19 protein-coding genes are annotated in these 21,352 nt (G+C 63.3%); 11 read left to right on the plus strand and 8 right to left on the minus strand.

The annotated features are described in order from the left end of the window. Nucleotides 1-101: 101 nt before the first annotated feature. The 6 genes from NKK51_RS02130 to NKK51_RS02155 form a co-directional block, all read right to left on the minus strand. On the minus strand, nt 102-1,187 hold the full coding sequence (locus NKK51_RS02130) for an ABC transporter ATP-binding protein (RefSeq protein ID WP_352550908.1): 1,086 nt from the start codon (nt 1,185-1,187) through the stop codon (nt 102-104). Next, nucleotides 1,177-1,785, minus strand: coding sequence for a cupin domain-containing protein (locus NKK51_RS02135; RefSeq protein ID WP_352550910.1), 609 nt, complete (start codon nt 1,783-1,785; stop codon nt 1,177-1,179). The genes NKK51_RS02130 and NKK51_RS02135 overlap by 11 nt, the downstream gene beginning before the upstream one ends. Before the next feature lie 69 nt (nt 1,786-1,854). Continuing rightward, entirely contained in the window at nt 1,855-2,925 is a 1,071-nt protein-coding gene (locus tag NKK51_RS02140; protein ID WP_352550912.1) for an ABC transporter substrate-binding protein, read from the minus strand. Beyond that, on the minus strand, nt 2,910-3,779 hold the full coding sequence (locus NKK51_RS02145) for an ABC transporter permease (protein ID WP_352550913.1): 870 nt from the start codon (nt 3,777-3,779) through the stop codon (nt 2,910-2,912). Before NKK51_RS02145 ends, NKK51_RS02140 begins: the two co-directional genes overlap by 16 nt. Beyond that, nucleotides 3,776-4,660, minus strand: a complete 885-nt coding sequence (locus NKK51_RS02150) for an ABC transporter permease (protein WP_352550915.1) — start codon at nt 4,658-4,660, stop codon at nt 3,776-3,778. Before NKK51_RS02150 ends, NKK51_RS02145 begins: the two co-directional genes overlap by 4 nt. 103 nt (nt 4,661-4,763) lie before the next feature. Beyond that, a complete protein-coding gene (locus NKK51_RS02155) occupies nt 4,764-6,044 on the minus strand; it encodes an NAD(P)/FAD-dependent oxidoreductase (RefSeq protein WP_352550917.1) in 1,281 nt (426 codons plus the stop codon). Nucleotides 6,045-6,280: 236 nt separating this feature from the next. Here NKK51_RS02155 and NKK51_RS02160 point away from each other — a divergent pair, with 236 nt between their 5' ends. The 5 genes from NKK51_RS02160 (at nt 6,281) to NKK51_RS02180 (ending at nt 11,810) form a co-directional block, all read left to right on the plus strand. Continuing rightward, nucleotides 6,281-7,438: a fumarylacetoacetate hydrolase family protein gene (locus NKK51_RS02160; RefSeq protein ID WP_023808702.1), complete on the plus strand. Its 1,158-nt coding sequence runs from the start codon at nt 6,281-6,283 to the stop codon at nt 7,436-7,438. Between the two features lie 327 nt (nt 7,439-7,765). Beyond that, a complete protein-coding gene (locus NKK51_RS02165; protein WP_023808703.1) occupies nt 7,766-8,701 on the plus strand; it encodes a substrate-binding domain-containing protein in 936 nt (311 codons plus the stop codon). 114 nt (nt 8,702-8,815) lie between these two features. Next, the gene (locus tag NKK51_RS02170; protein ID WP_128302453.1) at nt 8,816-9,802 is read left to right on the plus strand and encodes an ABC transporter permease; all 987 of its coding nucleotides are present in this window, start codon (nt 8,816-8,818) and stop codon (nt 9,800-9,802) included. Between the two features lie 3 nt (nt 9,803-9,805). Continuing rightward, entirely contained in the window at nt 9,806-10,597 is a 792-nt protein-coding gene (locus NKK51_RS02175) for an ATP-binding cassette domain-containing protein (RefSeq protein ID WP_023808705.1), read from the plus strand. 190 nt (nt 10,598-10,787) lie between these two features. After that, the gene (locus tag NKK51_RS02180) at nt 10,788-11,810 is read left to right on the plus strand and encodes a LacI family DNA-binding transcriptional regulator (RefSeq protein WP_128302452.1); all 1,023 of its coding nucleotides are present in this window, start codon (nt 10,788-10,790) and stop codon (nt 11,808-11,810) included. Between the two features lie 328 nt (nt 11,811-12,138). Here NKK51_RS02180 and NKK51_RS02185 read toward each other — a convergent pair whose 3' ends face one another. Then, nucleotides 12,139-12,729, minus strand: coding sequence for a TetR/AcrR family transcriptional regulator (locus NKK51_RS02185; RefSeq protein ID WP_023808707.1), 591 nt, complete (start codon nt 12,727-12,729; stop codon nt 12,139-12,141). A 243-nt stretch (nt 12,730-12,972) separates the two neighbouring features. Here NKK51_RS02185 and NKK51_RS02190 point away from each other — a divergent pair, with 243 nt between their 5' ends. Genes NKK51_RS02190 through NKK51_RS02200 form a run of 3 tightly spaced genes read left to right on the plus strand, consistent with a single transcriptional unit; the run spans nt 12,973 to nt 17,564 of the window. Next, nucleotides 12,973-13,227 (plus strand): hypothetical protein, encoded by a 255-nt coding sequence (locus tag NKK51_RS02190; protein WP_023808708.1) that lies wholly within the window; start codon nt 12,973-12,975, stop codon nt 13,225-13,227. Then, entirely contained in the window at nt 13,221-16,397 is a 3,177-nt protein-coding gene (locus NKK51_RS02195; RefSeq protein WP_352550919.1) for an efflux RND transporter permease subunit, read from the plus strand. The genes NKK51_RS02190 and NKK51_RS02195 overlap by 7 nt, the downstream gene beginning before the upstream one ends. Nucleotides 16,398-16,412: 15 nt before the next feature. Next, a complete protein-coding gene (locus NKK51_RS02200) occupies nt 16,413-17,564 on the plus strand; it encodes an efflux RND transporter periplasmic adaptor subunit (RefSeq protein ID WP_352550921.1) in 1,152 nt (383 codons plus the stop codon). Nucleotides 17,565-17,586: 22 nt separating this feature from the next. On the opposite strand, the gene NKK51_RS02205 is transcribed toward NKK51_RS02200, so the two are convergent. Continuing rightward, a complete protein-coding gene (locus NKK51_RS02205) occupies nt 17,587-18,519 on the minus strand; it encodes a LysR substrate-binding domain-containing protein (protein WP_352550923.1) in 933 nt (310 codons plus the stop codon). Between the two features lie 102 nt (nt 18,520-18,621). Here NKK51_RS02205 and NKK51_RS02210 point away from each other — a divergent pair, with 102 nt between their 5' ends. From NKK51_RS02210 to NKK51_RS02220, 3 genes are all read left to right on the plus strand, one after another. After that, on the plus strand, nt 18,622-19,410 hold the full coding sequence (locus NKK51_RS02210; RefSeq protein WP_352550925.1) for a HalD/BesD family halogenase: 789 nt from the start codon (nt 18,622-18,624) through the stop codon (nt 19,408-19,410). 106 nt (nt 19,411-19,516) lie between these two features. Next, nucleotides 19,517-20,209 carry a GntR family transcriptional regulator gene (locus NKK51_RS02215; protein WP_023808713.1) on the plus strand — a complete coding sequence of 231 codons (693 nt, stop codon included), beginning with the start codon at nt 19,517-19,519 and terminating at the stop codon, nt 20,207-20,209. Nucleotides 20,210-20,244: 35 nt separating this feature from the next. Further along, the gene (locus NKK51_RS02220; protein ID WP_352550927.1) at nt 20,245-21,351 is read left to right on the plus strand and encodes a mandelate racemase/muconate lactonizing enzyme family protein; all 1,107 of its coding nucleotides are present in this window, start codon (nt 20,245-20,247) and stop codon (nt 21,349-21,351) included. Nucleotide 21,352 lies beyond the last annotated feature (1 nt).

Below are 21,352 nucleotides of genomic sequence, written 5' to 3' on the forward strand. Positions count from 1 at the left end.
GGAAATCGTGGATAGCCCAATCGGCATATTCGCGATCATTGCCCGACTGCTTGTAGCCGCCGAACGTGCGAGGTGTGCTCCGTTTTTAGATACCAATGAAACTAACCTGGTAGCACCGGGCAGTTGGCACCACGGCGCAGGCTGATATGCGCCACGTCGCCGACCTGGAATTGAAAACCCTCGGCCTGGCGCGGCGCGTCTATGACAACAGGTGCGCCCTGCCCGAGTTCAGCGTGCAGACGCAACGTGCGGCCGTGAAAGACGATGCTGTTGACGCGTGCCGGCGCTGTGCCGGGCGTGGCCTCGGTCATCGCCAGGAGATCTTCCGGCCGCACGCCGACGGTGTGCATGGCATCCTCGGCTAGAGCTTCGCCGGTTTCAGAAATGGCCTCCAGCGGCAGGGCGCCGGCGGCGAAGCGCAGGCGATCGCCGTCTCGGCCAACGAAGCGCGACTGCAGGAGATTCATGGTGCCGATGAAGCTCGCCACAAACGTCGTGGCGGGCCGGTCATAAAGTGTGGCCGGCGGCGCAATCTGCTCGATGCGGCCCTTGTTCATGACGACGATGCGGTCGGAGATCGACAGCGCTTCGGTCTGGTCGTGGGTGACCATGACGAAGGTGGTGCCGAGCCGCGACTGCAGCCGCTTCAGTTCAACCTGCATCTGTTCGCGCAGATGCGCATCGAGCGCCGACAACGGCTCGTCGAGCAGTAGCACGCGTGGTTCGCAGACGATGGCACGCGCCAGTGCGACACGCTGGCGCTGGCCGCCCGACAGTTCGGAGACGCGGGCGCCAAGCTTGTCCGCGAGGCCGACCATGTCAAGGGCTTCGCCGGCGCGCTTTGCCTGTTCGGCTCCAGACAGTTTGCGCAGCGATAGGCCAAAGCCGACATTTTCGGCGACATTCATGTGCGGGAACAGTGCGTAATCCTGGAACACGGTGTTGACCGGCCGGTCGAACGGCCGAAGGGCCGTGATATCGCGACCATCGAGCAACACCTTGCCGCTCGACGGGCTTTCGAAGCCGGCGATGACGCGCAGGCTGGTGGTCTTGCCGCAACCCGACGGCCCGAGCAGCGTGATGAACTCGCCGCCGACAATGTCGAGATCGACGGCGTCGAGCCCGACGACGCCCCCAGGAAAAATCTTCGAAACCGCCTGCAGCCGCACAAGTAGATCAAGCGCCATCGCGAACCTCGGACGGCTTCGTGGTGTTGACCCAAAGGATCTGGCAGCGCTCGGCGCCCGGATTGCGGAAGGCATGCAAAAGCGTGCTCTTGAACGCAAAGCTGTCGCCGGCCTTCAGCACGTAATTTGTCGAATCCACCACCAGTTCGACCTCGCCGGCCAGCACGAAGCCGAATTCATGACCGGCATGGGCATAGGCCTCGGCCGTGCCGCCGCTGGCTTCCACCGTCACCAGCATGCCGGTCAGCGTCGCGCCCGGCGGTGACAGCAGCGCCTTGGCAATGCCTTCCGATTTTACCGGGATCTGCCGCCGCTTGTCGGCACGCACGCAATAGAGATCGTTGACGGCATCGTTGCCGTCGGCGATCAGTGCCGACGGCTCGATATCGAAGGCAGCGGCGAGCGGCCAGATCACCTTGACGCGCAACGAGGACATGCCGCGCTCGATCTGGCTCAGTGCCCCGATCGACACACCGGCTTTTGCGGCAAGATCGGCCAGAGACAGGTTGCGCTCCAGCCGCAGCGCCCGCACGCGCCGGCCGACCCGCACATCGGCATCGTCCTTCGGCTTCTCAGCCGCCTCGTCCAGCATGTCCATCAATTCCCGACCTCGTTTGCAGTGTCTCGGGTGACACCGCGCGGCCGACGCCGCGCGGCGCTCTAGGGTTCAGCCGCCTGCCTTGACCTTTTCGAACATCTTGGCGAGGTCGTCATTCTGTTTCATCGGGCCGGTGAAGATGGTGGTCTTCAGCATCACCTCCGGATCCGACGGCAGCTGCAATTTCTCCAGCTCCTCCTTCGGCACTGCCGCGAAGGCCGAACTGGTCGAGCTGCCATAGCCGTAGGCCTCGATCAGGTATTTGCCTGAATCCGTCTCCAGCCGGCTGTTGATGAAGTCATAGGCGAGATCGACATTCTTGGCGTCCTTGAGCATGACGAAGCCGCAGGCCCAGGTCAGCATGCCTTCCTTCGGCTTCATGAACTCGACCGGCACGCCCTGCTTCTTAAGCGAGGTGGCCGACGCGTTCCAGGTCATGGCGGCGACCAATTGGCCGCTGGCCAGCGCCTGTTCGACCGACGTCATGTCGGTGGTGTAGTTGGAGAGCAGCGGGCGCTGCTCGCGCAGCTTCTCGGCCACCTTGTCCATTTGCTCCGGCGTCATGTCGAACGGATTAACTCCGGCGAGCAGTGCGGCAACGACCGGCGTGTCGTGCACCGCGTCGATCGTCGCCATGCGACCGGCATACTGCTTGTCCCACAGAAGATTCCAGCTCGCTTCCGGGTTCTTCACCAGATCGGTGCGGTAGAGGATCGAGGTGTTGCCCCAGTCCCACGGCACCATCCAGACCTTGCCGTCGCCGGCCTGCAGGTCGGGCAGGTTCTTGAACACCGGGAAGATCGAATCCCAGTTCTTGATCCGCTTGGTGTCGATCGGCTGCAGCAGGCCTTCCTTGTTCCAGCGCGCCACCTTGTCATAACAGGGATGCGCGATGTCGGGGCGGAAGCCGGCCTTGACCTTGGTGAAGGCGTCATCGTCGTCACCGAAGATCGAGGCCTCGACGCCATCGGGATGCGCGGCGAGGAAGCTCTTGTTGAAATCGGGCAGTTCATAGCCCGACCAGGTGAAATATTGCAGCTTGTCGCCGGCGAAAGCGACGGTCGACGACAGCGCCAGCGCGAACGCCGTCAATCCAGCGCAAACAGTCTTTGCAGAGATCGATTTCAGGTCGAATACCATTGCAGTTCTCCTCTCTTGGTTTGTTTTGGTTGTGATGGATCCGCGGGCTTTGGCGCCGTGGCGGACAAGCCGCGATGGCGCAGGATTTCGGCTGCTGCAGCGATGACGAAGGACACCGCCAGGATCGACGTGCCCAGCGCCATGACCGTCGGCAGCGACTTTGGAAAACGCAGCTGGCTCCAGATGTAGAGCGGCAGCGTCGGCTCGGTGCCGGCGAGGAAGAAGACGACGATGAATTCGTCGAAGGAGATCAGGAAGGCCAGCATGAAGGCCGAAACGATGGCCGGCAGGCTGAGCGGCAGCATGATCCGCCGGAACGTCGTCCAGTCGGAGGCGCCGAGATCGAGCGCCGCCTCGCGAATGGTTTTCGGGATGGCGGCGAAGCGGCTGCGCATGATCACCACGGTCGTCGGCAGCGCCACCAATATGTGACCGAGAACGATGGCGATGCGCGATGGCCCCAGACCAATGAGATTGATGAGGATCAGCAGCGATATGCCGACGATGACGCCGGGGATCAGGATTGGCAGCCGGGCGATGGCGCTGATGGTGGCGGCCAGCGGCGAGCGGCCGTAGAGGTCCATGTAGGATACGGTGATGCCGCACAGCGTCGCACTCGTGGCGGCAATGGCGCCGATGACGAGGCTGTTCAGGAGTGCACCGGTCAGCGCCGAATTGCCGAACAAAGTCGCGTACCATTGCAAGGTGAAGCCTTGCAGCGGAAACGCTGCCTGGATCGAGTTGTTGAAGGAAAACAGCGGGATCAGCAGCACCGGCAGATAGAGAAAGACCAGATAGGCGACGACGTAGACGCCGAGCCAGCGGCCGCCTCCCTGCGTGCGTGCAGCGCTCATGTGCGGCTGCCAAATCTGCGGTCGGCGAAACGCGCGACCAGCACCACGCACAGGATGACCAGCATGACGGCGACGGAGAGTGCGGCGCCAAACGGCCAATCGTTGGCCTTGCCGAATTGCGCCTGGATCAGCGTGCCGATCATGGTGCTGGCCGGGCCGCCGACGAGCGCCGGCGTGACATAGTCACCGACCGTCGGCACGAAGACGACAAGGGCTGCCGCCAGCACGCCCGGCATCGAATTGGGCAGCACGACACGGCGGAAAGAGGTGAAGGGCCGCGCGCCGAGATCGGAAGCGGCCTCGATCAGCGATTTCGGGATGGTGTCCAGCGCCACGTAGATCGGCAGGATGGCGAACGGCGCATAGGCGTGCGCCAGCGTGACGACAACGGCGGCCGGCGTGTTGAGAAAGGCCAGTGTCGGCTCGGACCAGATGCCACTTTCGATCAGCGCCGAGTTCAGCACGCCATTATAGGCAAGCACGATCTTCCAGGCGAAGACGCGCAAGAGATAGCTGGTCCAGAACGGCAGCGTCACCAGGAACAGCAATAGCCCGCGCCGCCGGCCGGCGTGGAAGGCAAGGTAGTAGGCGACGGGATAGGCAGTAACGACCGTGGCAAGCGTGACCAGGGCGGCGATGATCAGCGAGCGCAGCGTCACCGTCCAGTACAGCGGATCGGACACCACAGTTGCAAAGTTCGCCACGGTGAAACCGGCGCCGAGCAGCGAACCGTCATTGCCGCGGAAGGCGAGGAAAAGCACGAGGCCAAGCGCAAACAGGATCAGCAGGAAAGTGACCAGCGCGCCCGGCAGCAGCATGGCAAACCGGAAGCCCTGAGAAGACCGGGCCTCTGGTGCTGATGCTGCAACTAGGGTCGACATCGACCTGCCTATCGAATTTTGAAATTTACTTAGATTTTTTCATATTCATGAAACTGTCAAGCGGAATCCCCAATCGGGGCCCCATTGACAGGAATCGCCCTGGTCAGCGCTCCAGCGCATCGAGCAGGCGATACCAGGCGATGGTCGCGGCGACGCCGACCTGGCGGAAGGCGTGAAACGGGATCGGCTGGATTGGCGAGACCGGGAAAGGCAATTGCCTGGCGTGGCCACTTTGGAGGTAGCCGGCGATGCGCTCGCCAAGCGCGGTCATCAGGCCGACACCGCGACCCTGGCAACCGACCACGGCCAGCAGGCCCTGCTCCGGCTCGTGGACGTGCGGCAGGTGGTCCGGTGTCATCGCCACCCGGCCGAACCAGCGCTTCTCGATGGCGACACCGGACAGCGAGGGATAGAGCCGTACCAGCGCACGCTCGAGATGCGCCCAATCGCCAGCGCTCGTCGGCAACGCCATGCGGCCCCGTCCGCCGAGCACCAGCCGGCCGTCGGCGCTCTTGCGGTAGTAGACGAGGATGCGACGGGAGTCCGACACCGCCTGCCCTTCCGGCAGGATCGTTGCGGCCAGGTTGGGCGACAGCGGCGCTGTGGCGATCTGAAAGGAATGCAGCGGCACGATCGTCTGCGCAAGGCCGGGGATCAGACCGTCCGTATGGGCGTTGGTCGCCAGAACGACCGCCTTTGCCTGCAATTCCAGGCCATTTTCGGTCGAGATACGCCAAACACCGCCGGTCTTGGAGAGCCGCACGACCTTTTCGCGCTCGGCTATCCTCACGCCAGCCGCGGTCGCGACACGGGCGAGTTCAGATGTGTAAGCGAGCGGATCGATGACACCGGCGCGGCGATCGAGCCAGCCGCCGAGATAGCCCTGCGCACCGGTCTTGGCCGCGATCTCCGCTGCGTTCAGCAACTGGACATCCGCGCCCCGTGCGCGCCATTGCCGGTCACGGTTTCCCGCCGCCTTCAGCGCGGCCTCGGTGTGCGCCGCCTGGATCCAGCCATTGCGAACGAACGGCACCGCCAGCTTCTCGTCGCGGATCAGCTCGAACACCGCATCGGCGGTCGACGCCGCAAAATTGACAAGCGCCTCGCCGCGCTCAAGGCCAAAATGCTCCAGCAGCCATTCCGGATCGTATTTCAGGCCGGGAATGACCTGACCGCCATTCAAGCCTGATGCGCCCTGGCCGATCTCGCCGGCGTCCAGCACCTGCACCGACAGGCCAAGCCGGGCGGCATGCAAGGCGGTCGATAAGCCCATGATGCCACCGCCTACAATGGCGAGATCGACACGTTCGCCATTGGGAAGCGATTGAAACGTGGAAGCTGCCTGTGGCTTGAGCCAGATCGGATCGGAGAATGCTGTCGCCAAGGGTCACCTGAATGCGCTGCGATTGGTGAAAATCCTAGTCAGAATTTCACATTTTTGAAAGAGCACTCCGGCTTTCGTCTGTGGACTGCCGCCGAGGCCATCGGAGACCCAGAGTTCCGATCGCCTGCGACGGGATAGACCTTTGACGGGAATCCGGTGAAAGTGCCGCGCCGATCCGGCCGCCCACATTGACGATCACTTCGCCACATTGTCGATCACTCAGAGGACAGAGCGCTATGACGAACCCGACCCACCTGCCCACCGAGGGCCTTTTTGTCGGACGCGCCAGAGGTAGCGATGCCGCATACCCGCTGGTCGTCACGGTGCGCGATGGCACGGTCTTCGACATCACCTCGCGTGCGGCACCAACCATGCGAGACCTTTGCGAGATGGCTGACCCCGCTGGGCATGTCCGCTCGGCCGAGGGCAGACCGATCGGATCGCTCGATGACATCGCCGCCAACAGTTTTGAGACCGGGCGCGATCCAGCAAAACCCTACCTGCTCTCCCCGGTCGACCTGCAGGCGGTCAAGGCATCGGGCGTCACCTTCGTCGTCAGCCTGCTGGAACGGGTGATCGAGGAACAGGCGCGCGGTTCGGCTGAAAAAGCCGACGCCATCCGCGCCGACATCGCAGGACTGATCGGCCACGATCTGTCGAAGCTGAAACCCGGTTCGCCCGAAGCGATGGAGATCAAGGCCAAGCTGATTTCGCGCGGCGCCTGGTCGCAATATCTGGAAGTGGGCATCGGCCCCGACGCCGAGATCTTCACCAAGTGCCAGCCGATGGCCTCGGTGGGCTTCGGCGCCGATGTCGGGCTGCACCCGGTGTCGACCTGGAACAATCCGGAACCCGAGATCGCCATGATCGCCGCCTCCAGCGGCAGGATCGTCGGCGCGACCATCGGCAACGACGTCAATCTGCGCGACGTCGAAGGGCGTTCGGCGCTGCTGCTCGGCAAGGCCAAGGACAACAATGCCTCGGCCTCGCTCGGTCCCTTCATCCGCCTGTTCGACGACAAATTCTCCATCGATGACGTCAAGCGCGCCGTCGTGCGCCTGAAAGTCGAGGGCGAGGACGGGTTCTCGTTGGAGGGCGCAAGCTCGATGGCCGAGATCAGCCGCTCGCCGGAGGAACTGGTCGCCGCGGCCATGGGGCCGCACCACCAGTATCCGGACGGGCTGGCGCTTTATCTCGGCACCATGTTCGTTCCGTCCAAGGATCGCGGCGAGAAGGGCAAGGGGTTTACTCACAAGGTCGGCGACATCGTCACCATCTCGTCGGAGAAATTCGGTGCGCTGGTCAACCGGGTGCGGCTCTCGCCCGACTGCCCGCACTGGACCTATGGCGCCAGCCATCTGATGCGGGAGCTAGCCAGAGCCGATCTGATCTAGCAACTGGTATCGTCGACGCCCTGCCAGGGCGCTACGGACCTGGTCCCGTGGGCGTAGGATGATCGCCGGCGTGACCCTTGTCGACGCAGGCCGCGTTCGCGCGACCCGAAACAATCACACCAATTATCCGACAGTCGGAAAATCACCTCAACGATGCAATCTGATGGGACAGCTGATGACGACCCGTCAGGCGCCCACTACACCTGCAAATGGAGGCTTGCCATCCGTCGAAAAAGGGGATGCTCTGACGCATTCAACCGGCGCTGGCAAAAGATGCTGAACAAGGGACGGATTTTGAACTGACCATCTACAACGGGAGGAAATCAAATGCTGACACGGCTAAGACTTGTTCTATACGGCCTGTTGGTGGCGCTGATGGTGATACCAGCAGCGGCACAGGCCAAGACGTTCTACTGGATTTCGCATGGCGGCCCGGCCGATCCGGTCTGGACCTACTTCCTGGCCGGCGCCAAGCAATGGGCCAAGGATACCGGCAACACGGTCAACACCTCGTTCCACAATGGCGACGTCGCCTCACAGCAAGAAGCGGTTCGCGCCGCCCTCTCCGCCAAGGCCGATGGTATCGTCACCACGAGCCCTGATCCGGGCAGCCTGATCGAGATCGTCAAGGAAGCGCGGGCGGCGAAAGTGCCGATCATCAATTTCAACACGCCCGACCCGAAAGCCGACTTCAACGCCTATGTCGGCGGCGACAATGTCACCTTCGGCAAACACTGGGCGCAGTATCTGGTCGACAAAGGCCTGGTGAAGAAGGGCGACTTCGTCTGGATGCCGGTCGAGATCCCCGGCGCCACCTATGGCGTGCAGGAAGAGGAAGGCATCAAGAGTGTCTTCGAGCCGCTCGGCATCACCTATGAAATCACCGAAGCGACGCTCGACCAGGCTGAAGTGATCAACCGCATGGTCGACTACCTCACTGCCAACAAAGCCAAGGTCAAGGCGATCATCGGCCTGGGCGATCTCGTCACCGGCTCGATCAAGCGGGTGTTCGACCAGGTCGGCATCAAGCCGGGCGAAATCCCGGTTGTCGGCTGGGGCAACTCGCTCGACACCACCCAGGAAGTGCTGAACGGCTATGTCAATGCCGGCCAGTGGCAGGACCCGCAGGCGACCAGCTATGTCGCGCTTTCGCTGGCCAATATGGCCGCCGGCGGCATTCCTCCGGGCTTCAACGTCATCACCGGCGCGCTCTACGAAAAAGACACCGCGCAGATCTACGACGACATCCTGTCCGGCAAGTAACATCCAATCTCAACAGTCGCGGCCGCCCAACGATCGCGACTGGCTCTCCATTTCGCCGAGCCCTTCGCACGCGATGTGCAACGCTCAGCCTTCCACTCATGTCGCGGATTGCCTGTGGAAAATCATTCGCTCGTCCAACGCCTGATCGCACGGCCGGAATTCGGCCCTTTCGTGCTGCTCGTCGTCGAGATCGCCGTTTTCTGGAGTTTCAACCACGACTTCCTGTCGCCGCAGAATATCTCCAATACGCTGGCCTTCACGGTCGAGCTCGGCCTGATCGCGCTGGCGATGACGCTGTTGATGACGTCGGGCGAGTTCGACCTCTCGGTCGGTTCCCTGTTCGGCTTCTCGCCGGTCTTGATGTGGACCCTGTTCAACAGCGGCCTGACCTCCCTTGAGGTCGGCTTTGTCGCCGCGCTGCTGGTCGCCGCCATCATCGGGCTGGTCAATGGCTGGTTCGTGACGCAACTCAAGATCCCATCCTTCCTGGTGACGCTCGGCATGCTGCTTGTGGTGCGCGGCACCGCCCTTTTCGTCACCGACGGTTTTCCGCAGCGCACCTGGAGTGCGGAGGGCAGCTGGCTGGCCGAAGCGCTGGTCGGCGATTTCTTCATCGGACCGTTCCGCATCTACATGTCGCTGTTCTGGTTCATCGCCGCGGCGATCGCGCTCGGCTATGTGCTGACGCAAAGCCGCACCGGCAACTGGATCCAGGCGGCCGGCGGCAACCCGAGTGCTGCAAGGGCGCGCGGCGTCAATGTCAGCGGCGTCAAGATCGGCCTGTTCGTGCTGTCGTCGGTCATGGCTTCGCTTGCCGGCGTCATCTCGTCGCTGCGCACCTCGGCGGCCAACCCCAACAGCGGCACCGGCTATGAACTGGAAGTCATCGCCATGGTGGTGATCGGCGGTACCGCGCTGACCGGCGGGCGCGGCACGATCATCGGCACCGTGCTCGGCATCCTGATCCTGCGCGTGATGCGCAACGGCATCGTGCTGATCGGCGTGCCCGGTCTTGCCTACAACATCTTCATCGGCGCCATCATCCTTGGCATGATGGCGCTGCATTCATGGCTGGAACGCCGGCATCAGGCAGGGACTTGAACCATGGCCGAGCCACTGATCCGCATGACGAACATCCGCAAGTCCTACGGCCGCGTGCAGGCGCTGGAGGATGCCAATTTCCACGTCAATGAACGGGAGATCGTCGGCTTGCTCGGCGACAATGGCGCCGGCAAGTCGACGCTGATCAAGGTGCTCTCGGGTGCCGTTCCGCTGACCAGCGGCGACATCTTCATCCGCGGCAACAAGGTGAGCCTGCGCAGCACCAGCGACGCCATCGCCCACGGCATCGAGACCATCTACCAGGACTCGGCGCTGGTCACGCAACTGTCGATCGCCCGCAATCTGTTCCTCGGACGCGAGCCGATCAAGTCGCCGCGCTTTCTCAACCGGATGGACCAGGACGCGATGAACACGGTTGCCCGCGACTTGCTCAAGCAGGTCGGCATCTCGAAGAACATCCCGCCGACGACGCCGATCGGCTCGCTCTCCGGCGGCGAGCGCCAGGCGGTGGCGATCGCGCGCGCCATGCATTTCGACAGCGACCTGATCATTCTCGACGAGCCGACCAACAATCTCGGCGTCGCCGAAACACAGGGTGTGCTGAGCTTCGTGCGCAGCGCCCGCGATTCCGGCCATTCCTGCATTTTCATCGCCCACAACATCCACCATGTCTTCCAGGTGGTCGACCGCATCGTCGTCATGCGCCGGGGCAAGGTGGTTGCTGACGACATAGACCCCAAGAAGACCAGCGTGGCGGAGGTCGAACGGATCATTACCGGCATGTCGGACAAGGAGATCCGCGATGCCATCGCCGATGGCAAGCCATCGCACTGAGAATGGTGATGGGCGGCAATCACCCGTCACCTCAGATCGCATCGCTTGTCTGACGCGCCATCGCATGGCGAACAGGATTGCAACATGAAAGCCACAGTCTCGGATACCGCACGCAACTGCGGGCTGTGGGTTACGGCATGAAAGCCACTGTCTCCGATATCGCTCGTAGCTGCGGGCTGTGGGTTACGGCATGAAAGCCACTGTCTCCGATATCGCTCGTAGCTGCGGGCTATCGACCGCAACGGTCGACCGGGTGCTCAACAACCGGCCGGGTGCGAGTGCGGCCAACCGCCAGCGCGTCATGGAGGCGGCCAAGCAAGTCGGCTATCTGCCGGTCGCCGATCAGGTGACGCTACCCTCGCGGCCCGCCCACCTTGAATTCCTGCTGCCGATCGGCAGCAATGCCTTCATGCGCGATCTCGCCGGGCACATCGAGGACTACGCCGCGCGCCTGCCGCTTGTTGCCTCGTGCCGGATCCATAACCTCGCCGGTATCTCGCCGAACGCGCTGCAGAGCGCTGTCGAAAACCTTTCGCTCAGGGCCAATGGCGTCGGTGTCATCGCCGTCGATCATCCGCGTACGCGCAACATCCTGCACGACATCGTCGATGCCGGCATGCGCCTGGTGACGCTGGTGTCCGATGTTCCGGCGGCACCGCGCGCGGCCTATGTCGGCATCGACAACCGGGTGGCGGGACGAACGGCGGCGCTGCTGATGGGACGCTTCCTTGGCGGCCGAATCGGTCATCTGGCGATGGTCGTCGGCTCACGTTCCTATCGCGGCCACGAGGAACGCGAAATGGGTTTCCGCTCGGTGCTCAGTGAGGAGTTTCCCAATCTGACCGTCAGCAGCGCCGTCGAGGTCAACGACGAGCCCGATGCCAGCTACACCGAGACCATGAAGGCGCTGCACGACGAGCCGGAGCTGCTCGGCATCTATTGCGTCGGAGCTGGGCATTCGGGCGTTGCAAAGGCGATCCGCGAGGCCAGGCCGAACCGCAAGCCGGTGTTCATCTGCCACGACTTGACGAAGGACACGCGTGGTCATCTCGTCGACGACCTGCTCGATGTCGTCATCGACCAGAATGCCAGGCTGATCGCGGAACAGTCGGTCATTCGCCTGCTCGGCTCGATTGCCTCCTCGGCACCCTATCTGACGCGCAAGTTCATCGAACCGCGCTTGATCTTCAGGGAAAACGTCCCCGTGCAGTAATGCGAAATGGCTTGGCTAAACCGGGCTTCCGGATTTGTACGATAATTGGCACGGCAAATCTGCACAGCAGCTATGCAAGTTTCTTTGTTGCCGAATCGTTGGGCAACTCGTAGGTTCTGGTTGTCGGCCATCTACTCCTCCCAGATGCGATGCCGACGCTGAATGGGGTGCACCTCCTCCCGCGCCACATTCGAAAATCGAGCCCGCTGCCACCTCCTCCCGCAGCGGGCTTTTTTCGTTTGGCCGGCAGGAATGGCGGTACAGCGACACCAAAGCACGCCCAGTCATCGCAGATGGAATGACGCACGTTGACAGGCCACGGGTCCCGTCAACCGGCGGCGGCGCCCCGGAAAGAAGCGATCAATCCTTCAGCCATGCGCACGAACTGCGTGCTCGGACCTTCCGAACCCACGGTCTGTACACTAACCCGCGCACCCTCGAGCAGAAGCGACAGCGTATCGGCGAGCAGTTCAGCCTGGCCGATGCCCGCGTCCCGACATAGCGTCACAAGGCGCTCGCGCTGGGCTTCTTTGAGTTCCTTGATCACCAGCCTGGCCGGATGGTCCGGCTCGGTCAGTTCAGCGGCGGCGTTGGCCATGTCGCAGCCGCGCCCGTCCGCATTGAGCATGGCAGCCGCCTTGCGAACCCAGGCATGCAGCTGGGCAAGCTTGTCACCAGGAAATTCGGCATCGAACGCATCCCACATAGCGCCGGCCTTGGCCGCATTGGCGCGCAGGCATTCGACGATCAGTTCGTCCTTGGATTCGAAGTGACGATAGAGCGTCATCTTGTTCGTGCCGGCAGCTTCGGTGATGGCGTCGACGCCGACGCCCTTGATGCCATGCTTGTGGAACATGTCGCGTGCCGTCTCCAGGATCCGATCCCGGGGACGAGAGCGCTCCACGATGCCGTCTGTCATCATGATCTCCTTTCGTTTCCAAAAAACCCTCGGCCACCTCTTGACTAGGGTGTTACCGGTCTGTAACTTCCAGAATGTTACTTACTGGTAACACCTATATCGTCCACCGTCAATAACAAGGCCGTGAACGGCCCTGCCAGACGAGAGGGGCGAGAAACTGCCAATCATGCGGCCTCGGCCGGTGAAGAGATTAAAAACGGTTCGCGAGCATGGGCTGCGAATCGACAGACAAGGAGCCGGCCAATGCCACAGCGCCGCGATCTTACCATAGATGAGGCCGTCCGGGATCCGATGATCCGGCTGGTCATGAAAGCCGATGGCGTCGACCCGCGCGCCTTCGAGACGATGCTGCGCTCGCTTGCCGATGCGCAGCGCAACGAGGTGCCGTTGCTGCATTCGCGGGACGACCTCGGTGACAAGCGCGGTCAAAGACTGTCCAGCGTCGCCAGCGCCTTCGGGCGGGCAAGAGCAGCCGGGGAGGCTTGCGTCTCGTGGTAAACTTTTTCATCCACCGTCCGATCTTCGCCTCGGCGATCGCCATCATCATGGTGCTCGCCGGGTCGATTTGTTATTTCCTGCTGCCCGTCTCGCAGTTTCCCGACATCACGCCACCGCAGGTCGTGGTCAGCGCCCACTATCCAGGCGCCAGCGCACAAGTGGTGGCCGATACGGTGACGACGCCGCTGGAGCAGCAGATCAACGGCGTGCAGGGCATGACCTACATGTCGTCGACGAGCTCCAATGACGGCTCCTCGACCATCACCATCACCTTCGATGTCGGCTATTCGCTGAGCACCGCCGCCGTCGACGTGCAGAACCGCGTCTCGCAGGCGGCTTCGTCGCTGCCGGCGATCGTCAACCAGGGCGGCGTGACGATCAAGAAGCAGAATCCGAACTTCGTCCTCATCGTCAACCTGACCTCGCCCGACAGTTCGGTCGATCCGGTGGCACTGAGCAACCTTGCCTATCTGCAGGTGGTCGATCCGCTGAAGCGGCTGCCCGGCGTCGGCGATGTGCAGATCTTCGGCGAGCGGCGCTATTCGATGCGCGTCTGGCTCGATCCCGACAAGCTCGCCAATCTCGGCATCACCGCCGTCGATGTGCAGAACGCCATCGCCGAGCAGAATGTCCAGGTGGCGGCCGGCAAGATTGGCCAATCGCCGGCCCCGGCCGGCACCGCCTTCGAGATGCAGGTCAACGCCGTCGGCCGGTTGAGCGATCCAAAGGAATTCGGCGACATCGTCGTGCGCGCCAATACCGACACCGGCTCGCTGGTCAGGCTGCGCGACGTCGCCCGCATCGAGCTCGGCGCGCTGCAATATTCGTCGTCGGCCTTCTTCGGCAAGGACCCGACCGTGGTGCTTGCCGTCTACCAGATGCCCGGCTCCAACGCGCTCGATCTGCAGCAGCGCGTCAAGGACAAGATGCAGGAGCTGTCGGGCCGCTTCCCGAAGGGCGTGTCCTATGCGATGCACTACGACACGACGCGCTTCGTCTCGGCATCGATGCATGACGTGCTGATCACGCTCGGCGAAGCGCTGGTGCTGGTCGTCGCCGTGGTGTTCCTCTTCCTGCAAAGCTGGCGCACGACGATCATCCCGACCATCGCCATTCCGGTGTCGCTGGTGGCGACGCTGGTCGTCATGGAGATGCTCGGCTTCTCGCTCAACATGCTCTCCCTGCTCGGCATGGTGCTGGCGATCGGCCTCGTCGTCGACGACGCCATCGTCGTGGTTGAGAATGTCGAACGACAGCTGGAGGCCGGGCTCAAGCCGCTTGCGGCGACCAAGGCCGCAATGCGCGAGGTCACCGGACCGATCATCGCCACCACCGCGGTGCTGATGGCGGTGTTCGTGCCGGTCGCCTTCATTCCCGGCGTCTCCGGCAAGCTCTACAACCAGTTCGCGCTGACCGTGGCGATCTCCGTCGGCATCTCCGCCTTCAACTCATTGACGCTCAGTCCCGCGCTCAGTGCGGCCTTCCTGCGCCATCGCGGCGAGACGCAGTTCGCCCCGTTCCGCTGGTTCAACGCCGGCTTCGACAGGCTATCGCACGCCTACGCCAATGGCGTACGCATTCTCGTCCGCTTGCGCTGGATCATGCTCGGCCTGTTCGCGGCCGGCCTGGTCGCCACCTACTTCGTCTGGCAGCGGCTGCCCTCGACCTTCCTTCCGGTCGAGGACCAGGGCTATTTCTTCGTCGTCATCCAGTTGCCCGACGGCGCGTCGCTGGAACGCACCGACGCGGTGGCGCAGAAGGCGCGCGACATCCTGCAGGCGACGCCCGGCGTCGAGATTGTCGGCTCGATCAGCGGCCTGAATTTCCTGACCAGTGCGGCGCAGTCGAATTCGGCGGTCGAATTCGCCATCCTGAAGCCCTGGGAGGAGCGCGGCCCCGACCAGAGCGCGTCGAAGCTCGTCGCCGATGTGCGCGGCAAGCTGATGCAGATCCCGGAAGCTTTCGCGCTGAGCTTCGATCCGCCGTCTATCCCGGGTATCGGCACCACAGGCGGCTTCGAATTCGTCGTCGAGGATCTGACCGGCCGCGGCAGTTCAGCCCTCAACGATGCGACGCAAGCCGTGATTGCCGAGGCGCGCAAGCAGCCGGAAATCAACCCGCAGCAGCTGTTCTCGCCGTTCTCGACCTCGACGCCGCAGTTCAACTACGACCTCGACCGCAGCAAGGCCAAACTGCTCGGCCTCAACCTGCCCGATGTCTTCAACACGCTGCAGATCTATCTCGGCTCGCTCTACGTCAACGACTTCAACCTGTTCGGCCGCACCTTCCGGGTGACCATCCAGGCCGACAAGGATGCACGTGCGGGTGCCGCCGACATTTCGCGGCTCTATGTGCGCAATGCCTCCGGCGGCATGGTGCCGCTCTCGACGCTGGGCAAACTCGTGCCCTTCGTCGGCCCGGAGACCGTCCCGCATTACAACAACAATGCCTCGGCCTCGATCAATGGCGGTGCCGCACCCGGCTTTTCCTCAGGCCAGGCGGTTGCCGCGATGGAACGGGCCGCTGCCATTGCGCTGCCAAGGGATTTCGGTTTCGAATGGACCGGCATCACCTTCCAGGAGCTCAAGGCAGGATCGATCGCGTCCGTCGTCTTCGGCCTCGCCATCGTCTTCGTCTTCCTGATCCTGGCGATGCAATATGAGAGCTGGGCGATGCCGTTCATGGTGCTGTTGGCGGTGCCACTGGCCCTGTTCGGCGCCTTCGTAGCCTTGTTGCTGCGCGGCATGCAGATCGACGTCTACTCGCAGATCGGCTTCGTCATGCTGATCGGCCTGGCGGCCAAGAACGCGATCCTGATCGTCGAGTTCGCAAGGCGACGGCGCGAGGAAGGCCTCAGCATCGTCGACGCGGCGATGGAGGCGGCACGGCTCAGGCTGCGGCCGATCCTGATGACGGCCTTCGCCTTCATCCTCGGCGTGCTGCCGCTGATGTTTGCGACCGGCGCCGGTGCGGCAAGCCGGCAGTCGATCGGCACCACTGTGTTCGGCGGCATGGTCGCGGCGACCATCCTGTCGCTGGTGTTCGTGCCGGTGTTCTACGCGGTCATCGAACAGCTGCGCGAACGCCGCGGCAGTGACGAGCCCGCCTCTCAAGATAATGAACCAACGACTGAGCACGCTATCCCGCCCCTGGCGGAAGCGGCCGAATAAGATTGGAGACTGATCATGCGTAAATGGAAAATCGCGTTGGGAACGGCTGTCGCGCTGGGAGCGATCTCGGTGGCCAGCGTCCATCTGCTCGACATGGGCAACCTCAGCCTCAATGCCGGCACGGCCGCGGCGACGCCTGCTCCGGCGGCATTCGTCATGCCTGTGCCGGTGGTCAGTGTCGTCAAGAAGACGATCCCGATCTACCTGGACTATGCCGCGCGGACGGAACCGATCCGCAGCATCACCTTGCAGGCCAGGATTCCGGGCTATCTGCAGGAGCAGACCGCAGCCGACGGCGTCGACGTCCGGCAAGGCGACCTTCTCTACAAGATCTCGCCTGACGACTTCCAGGCGGCTCTCGACCAGGCCAAGGCGCAAGTGCAGCGCGACACGGCGACGCTCGACTATGCCCGGTCCAATCTCGGTCGCGGCACCGAGCTCGCCAAGAGCGGCTACCTCGCCAAGGACGGGTTCGACCAGCGCACCAGCACCTTGCGCGAAGCGCAGGCGTCGCTGGCGGTCAACCAGGCGGCGGTCCGCACGGCAGAGCTCAATCTGGGCTATGCCGAAATCCGCGCGCCGTTTGGCGGGCGCCTGGGCCGCAACCAGGCCTCGGTCGGAACGCTGGTCAGCGTTGCCGGTACCGTGCTCAACACGCTGGTGCAGCTCGACCCGATCTACGTCACCTTCAACCCGAGCGAGACGGATCTGGCCGAGATCGAGCAAGCCCGTGCCAACGGCCCGATCGAAGTGGAGGTCCTGCTCCCCGGCCAGACCGAGGCCAGCCAAAAGGGTGAGCTTACCTTCATCGACAATTCGATCGACCGCTCGACCGGCACCATCACAGCGCGCGCGACGATCGGCAATGGCAAGTTCACGCTGCTGCCGGGCCAATATGTTCGTGTCCGGCTGCATGTGAGAGAGCAGGCCGACGCGCTGATGGTGCCGCAGACGGCGCTGGGCTCGAGCCAGCTCGGCAAATATCTCTATGTCGTCGGCAAGGGCAACACCGTCGACCAGCGGCTGGTTTCGCTAGGACCGACGAGCGGCGATCAGGTCGCCATCCTCAGCGGCGTCGCCGAGGGCGACCAGGTGATCACGGGCAATCTGCAGAAGATCGGACCCGGAGCGCCTGTATCGCCGATACCGGAAAAGCCGGCCACCTGAACACCCCCGTCAGGACCCGGCTTCAGCGCGGCGCCCCGACCTTCCCCCCGGTCGCGGGCGCCCCTCGACTGAGCAGTTCCACCAGACCGGCAACATCGGCGCGGTCGGCCTTGGCCGGCGGCATAAACGCACAGTAGGGATGCCCGAGGCGCACCGAGACGGAGGAGAGCGCAATCAGCCGACCGGCCTCCAGATCGGCGCGCGCCATGACCCGCTGGCCAAGGGCGATGCCCAGACCCAGTCTTGCCGAGGCGATCGCCAGGCTGGACAGGCCGACGCGCCGCCCGTGCGACGGGTCGGGCGAGCGACTGCCGCCGGATGCCGCGAACCAGTCCGCCCAGGTCGGGTGCGAGGCATAGTTCGGCCCCCAATTGGTGTGGATGAACTGGCTCTCGTGCAAATCCGCCAGACTGGGATCGCCATTGCCGTGCCGGTGCCAGAATTCCGGTGCACAGACCGGCAGGACATCGTCATGGACGAGACGAACAAGTTTCAGCCCGGGATAGTGATAGTCGCCATAGCTGATGCGCAGATCGACGTTCTGGCGCATCAGGTCGACCGGATCGTCCTCGACCCGAACGTCGATCGCCATCTGCGGAAAGGCATCGAGAAGTACCGCCAGCCTCGGCGCCAGCCACAGTTCGGCCAACGAGAATGGCACACTGACGACCAGACGCGTCCGCACCCCGCCCTCCAGCATGCGCTGGCCTATGGTGGCGATGTCTCCCAAAGCTTTCGCTGTCTGCGGATAGATGGCGTGGCCGGCGTCGGTGAGCGCGATGCGATTGCCGCTACGCACAAACAGCTGCTTGCCGAACCAGCTCTCGAGGTTGCGGATCTGCTGGCTGACCGCCGCCGACGATACGCCGAGTTCAGAGGCGGCCAAAGTGAAGCTGCCGGCACGCGCCGCAACCTCGAAAGCCTTGATCGCATTCAGCGGCGGCAACCGTTCCACATCGAGTCCGTAAGTTTTTCTTGGCCAATCCTAACTATTTTCGACGTTGAGAGAAAGATTTTTTTGCCGTCTCATAAGCTCACAACCTTCGGAGCCATGACGATGAAAGACATCCTCGATCTCAACCGCTATCCGCTCGACCGCGAAGGCAGCGCCGAATGGCAGCGCCTTGTCGAACAATCCGTCGCCGCGCTCGAAGCCGCCGGCATGTTCAATCTGGAAGGGTTTTTGCGCCCCGGCGTGGCGGAACAAGCCGTGCGCGAAATCCAGCCGGTGATGGCCGCGCGCTCGCATGCGCACAAGCGCATGCACAACATCTACTTCAAGCCTGACATTCCCGAGCTTGCACCCGACCATCCGGCGCTGCGCAAGGTGGAGACCATCAGTCACACCGTCTGTGCCGACCAGATTCCTGGCAGTGTCGTGCTCGCCATCTACGAATACGAACCGCTACTGCGCTTCCTGGCAGCGACGATGGGCAAGCCCAGATTGCATGTCATGCAGGATCCCCTGGCCCGTACCAACGTCATGGCCTATCGCGCCGGCGAGGCTTTGAACTGGCATTTCGATCGTTCCGAATTCACGACGACGCTGTTGTTGCAGGCAGCGGAGCGTGGCGGCGACCTCGAATACCGCACCGATCTGAGGTCGGACGACAATCCCAACTATGACGGCGTCGCAAGGCTGCTGGAAGGGCGCGACCCCGATTCCAAGATCCTGTGCATGAAACCGGGCACACTCAATGTCTTCCGCGGCAAGAACACCGCGCATCGCGTCACCACCGTCGAAGGCGAGCGAGAGCGCATGATCGCGGTGTTTTCCTACTATGAGAAGCCCGGCGTGATGTTTAGCGCCGAGGAGCGCGTCGGCTTCTACGGCCGCGCCGCCTGAGACCGAAGAGGCAATATGCCAGCGGCCCCAAGAATCCGAAGATGACCTCTTGTTAGATTGTCGACAATCTGCTTGTCTTGCTTTCGATTTCCCTGGGAGCGGCCGAATGGCGAAAGCGGATTTCAGTCCGATTGCGGACACGACGCGACGCGCCGAGATCGTCGCGCTGTTGCGGCGCGCGATCCTGACCGGGCAGCTCGCACCCGGCCAGAAGCTCAACGAGCTGCGGATTTCCGAACAAATGCGGGTCAGCCGCGCGCCGTTGCGCGAGGCAATGCGCGAGCTGGTGCAGGAAGGCATCCTGACCAGCATTCCCTATGCCGGCACCTTTGTCATCGAGGTCACAGCCAAGGACATCGACGATGCCTATTCGTTCAACAAGGTGATGGACGAGCTGGCCATCGAGCGGGCGTGGCCGCTGCGCGACCAGCGCTTCTTCGACGAGCTCGACCGGCGCCACGAAGCCGTGAAGCAGGCGACCCGTGCGTTGGACACGACACGCCAAATCGAAACCGCGCTGCAACTGCATGGCCTGATCTACGAATGGGCCGACAATTCGGTGCTGCTGGAAACCTGGCAACGGCTGACCAGCCGGCTGCAGATGTATTTTGCGCTCCACCAACATGCCCGCAATGAGCCGGTTCCGGCCGAAGACGTTCACGAAACCTATGTGCGGTTGCTGAAGGGCAAGGACATGCGTGCCGCCCAGCGCCATGCCAGGGAGCACATCGATCTCGATTTCGAGGAGTTGCTTGCCTACGCGCGCGGCCTCGAACAACGCCCGTCGAGGGGCGCCTGACCCGTTCCCAACATCACAGACAGCGGACAAGACACGTGCAGATCGAAACCATCAAGGCCTACCATGTCGTGCAGCCCTTCGTGGACGGGCCATACCGCATGTCGAAGGGGCGCGAGGCCAACGCTTTCGACGCGGTGATCGTGTCGATCACCTCCGACAGCGGCCTTACCGGCTGGGGCGAGATGGCGCCGCTCGGCAATTTCTATTCGGCAGCCTTCCCGGCCGGCACCCGCGCCGGCGTGCCCGAAATCGCGCCGCACCTTATCGGCCACGATCCGCGCGGGCTGGCAAGCATCGGGCGGCTGATGGATACGGTGTTCAAGGGCCATTCCTACATCAAGTCGGCGCTCGACATGGCCTGCTGGGATCTGGCGGCACGAGCCGCCGACGTGCCGCTGGTAACGCTGCTGGGCGGCAAGGAGAGCGAGACGGCCGAACTCTACAAGGTCGTCACGCACGGCAGCGTCGACGCCATGGCCGCGCTGGCCAAGCGCATCGTCAAGGATGGTTTCCACCGGCTGCAGGTCAAGGTCGGCGGCAATGTCCATGACGACATCGAACGCGTCGCCGCGGTCGCCGCCTCGGTGCCGAAAGGCACGGTCATCTTCTGCGATGCCAACGCCGGCTGGACCCCCTACCAGGCGCGCCAGTTTGCCGACGCGACGCGCAGCATCGACTACACGTTCGAGCAGCCCTGCACGACGATCGAGGAGAACATGTCGGTTCGCCGCATGCTCGACAAGCCAATGGTGCTCGACGAATCCGTCACCTCGCTCGAGGAGATGCTGGAAATCCATCGTCGGGGCGCGGCCGACGGGCTAACGCTGAAGATCTCGCGGCTGGGCGGCGTGACGAAGACCCGTCAGATCCGCGATGTTGCCGTCGATTTGGGCTTCATGATCACGGTCGAGGACACTGGTGGCGCCGAGATCGACACCGCTGCGATGGCACACCTGTCGCTGTCGACGCCCGAGGAGCGCCGGCTGCATGCGATCGCCTTCCATGAGTGGGTGACGGTGCGCACGGCGTCGAACATGCCGCCGGTCACCGGCAGCCGCATGGGCATTCCGGACGGGCCGGGCCTTGGCATCGATGTCGTTCCCGATCTGCTCGGTGCACCTTTCTTCGAAGTCGGCCGCTGAG

Origin of the sequence: Mesorhizobium sp. M0011, assembly GCF_040324155.1 — a bacterium.
Lineage (GTDB): Bacteria > Pseudomonadota > Alphaproteobacteria > Rhizobiales > Rhizobiaceae > Mesorhizobium.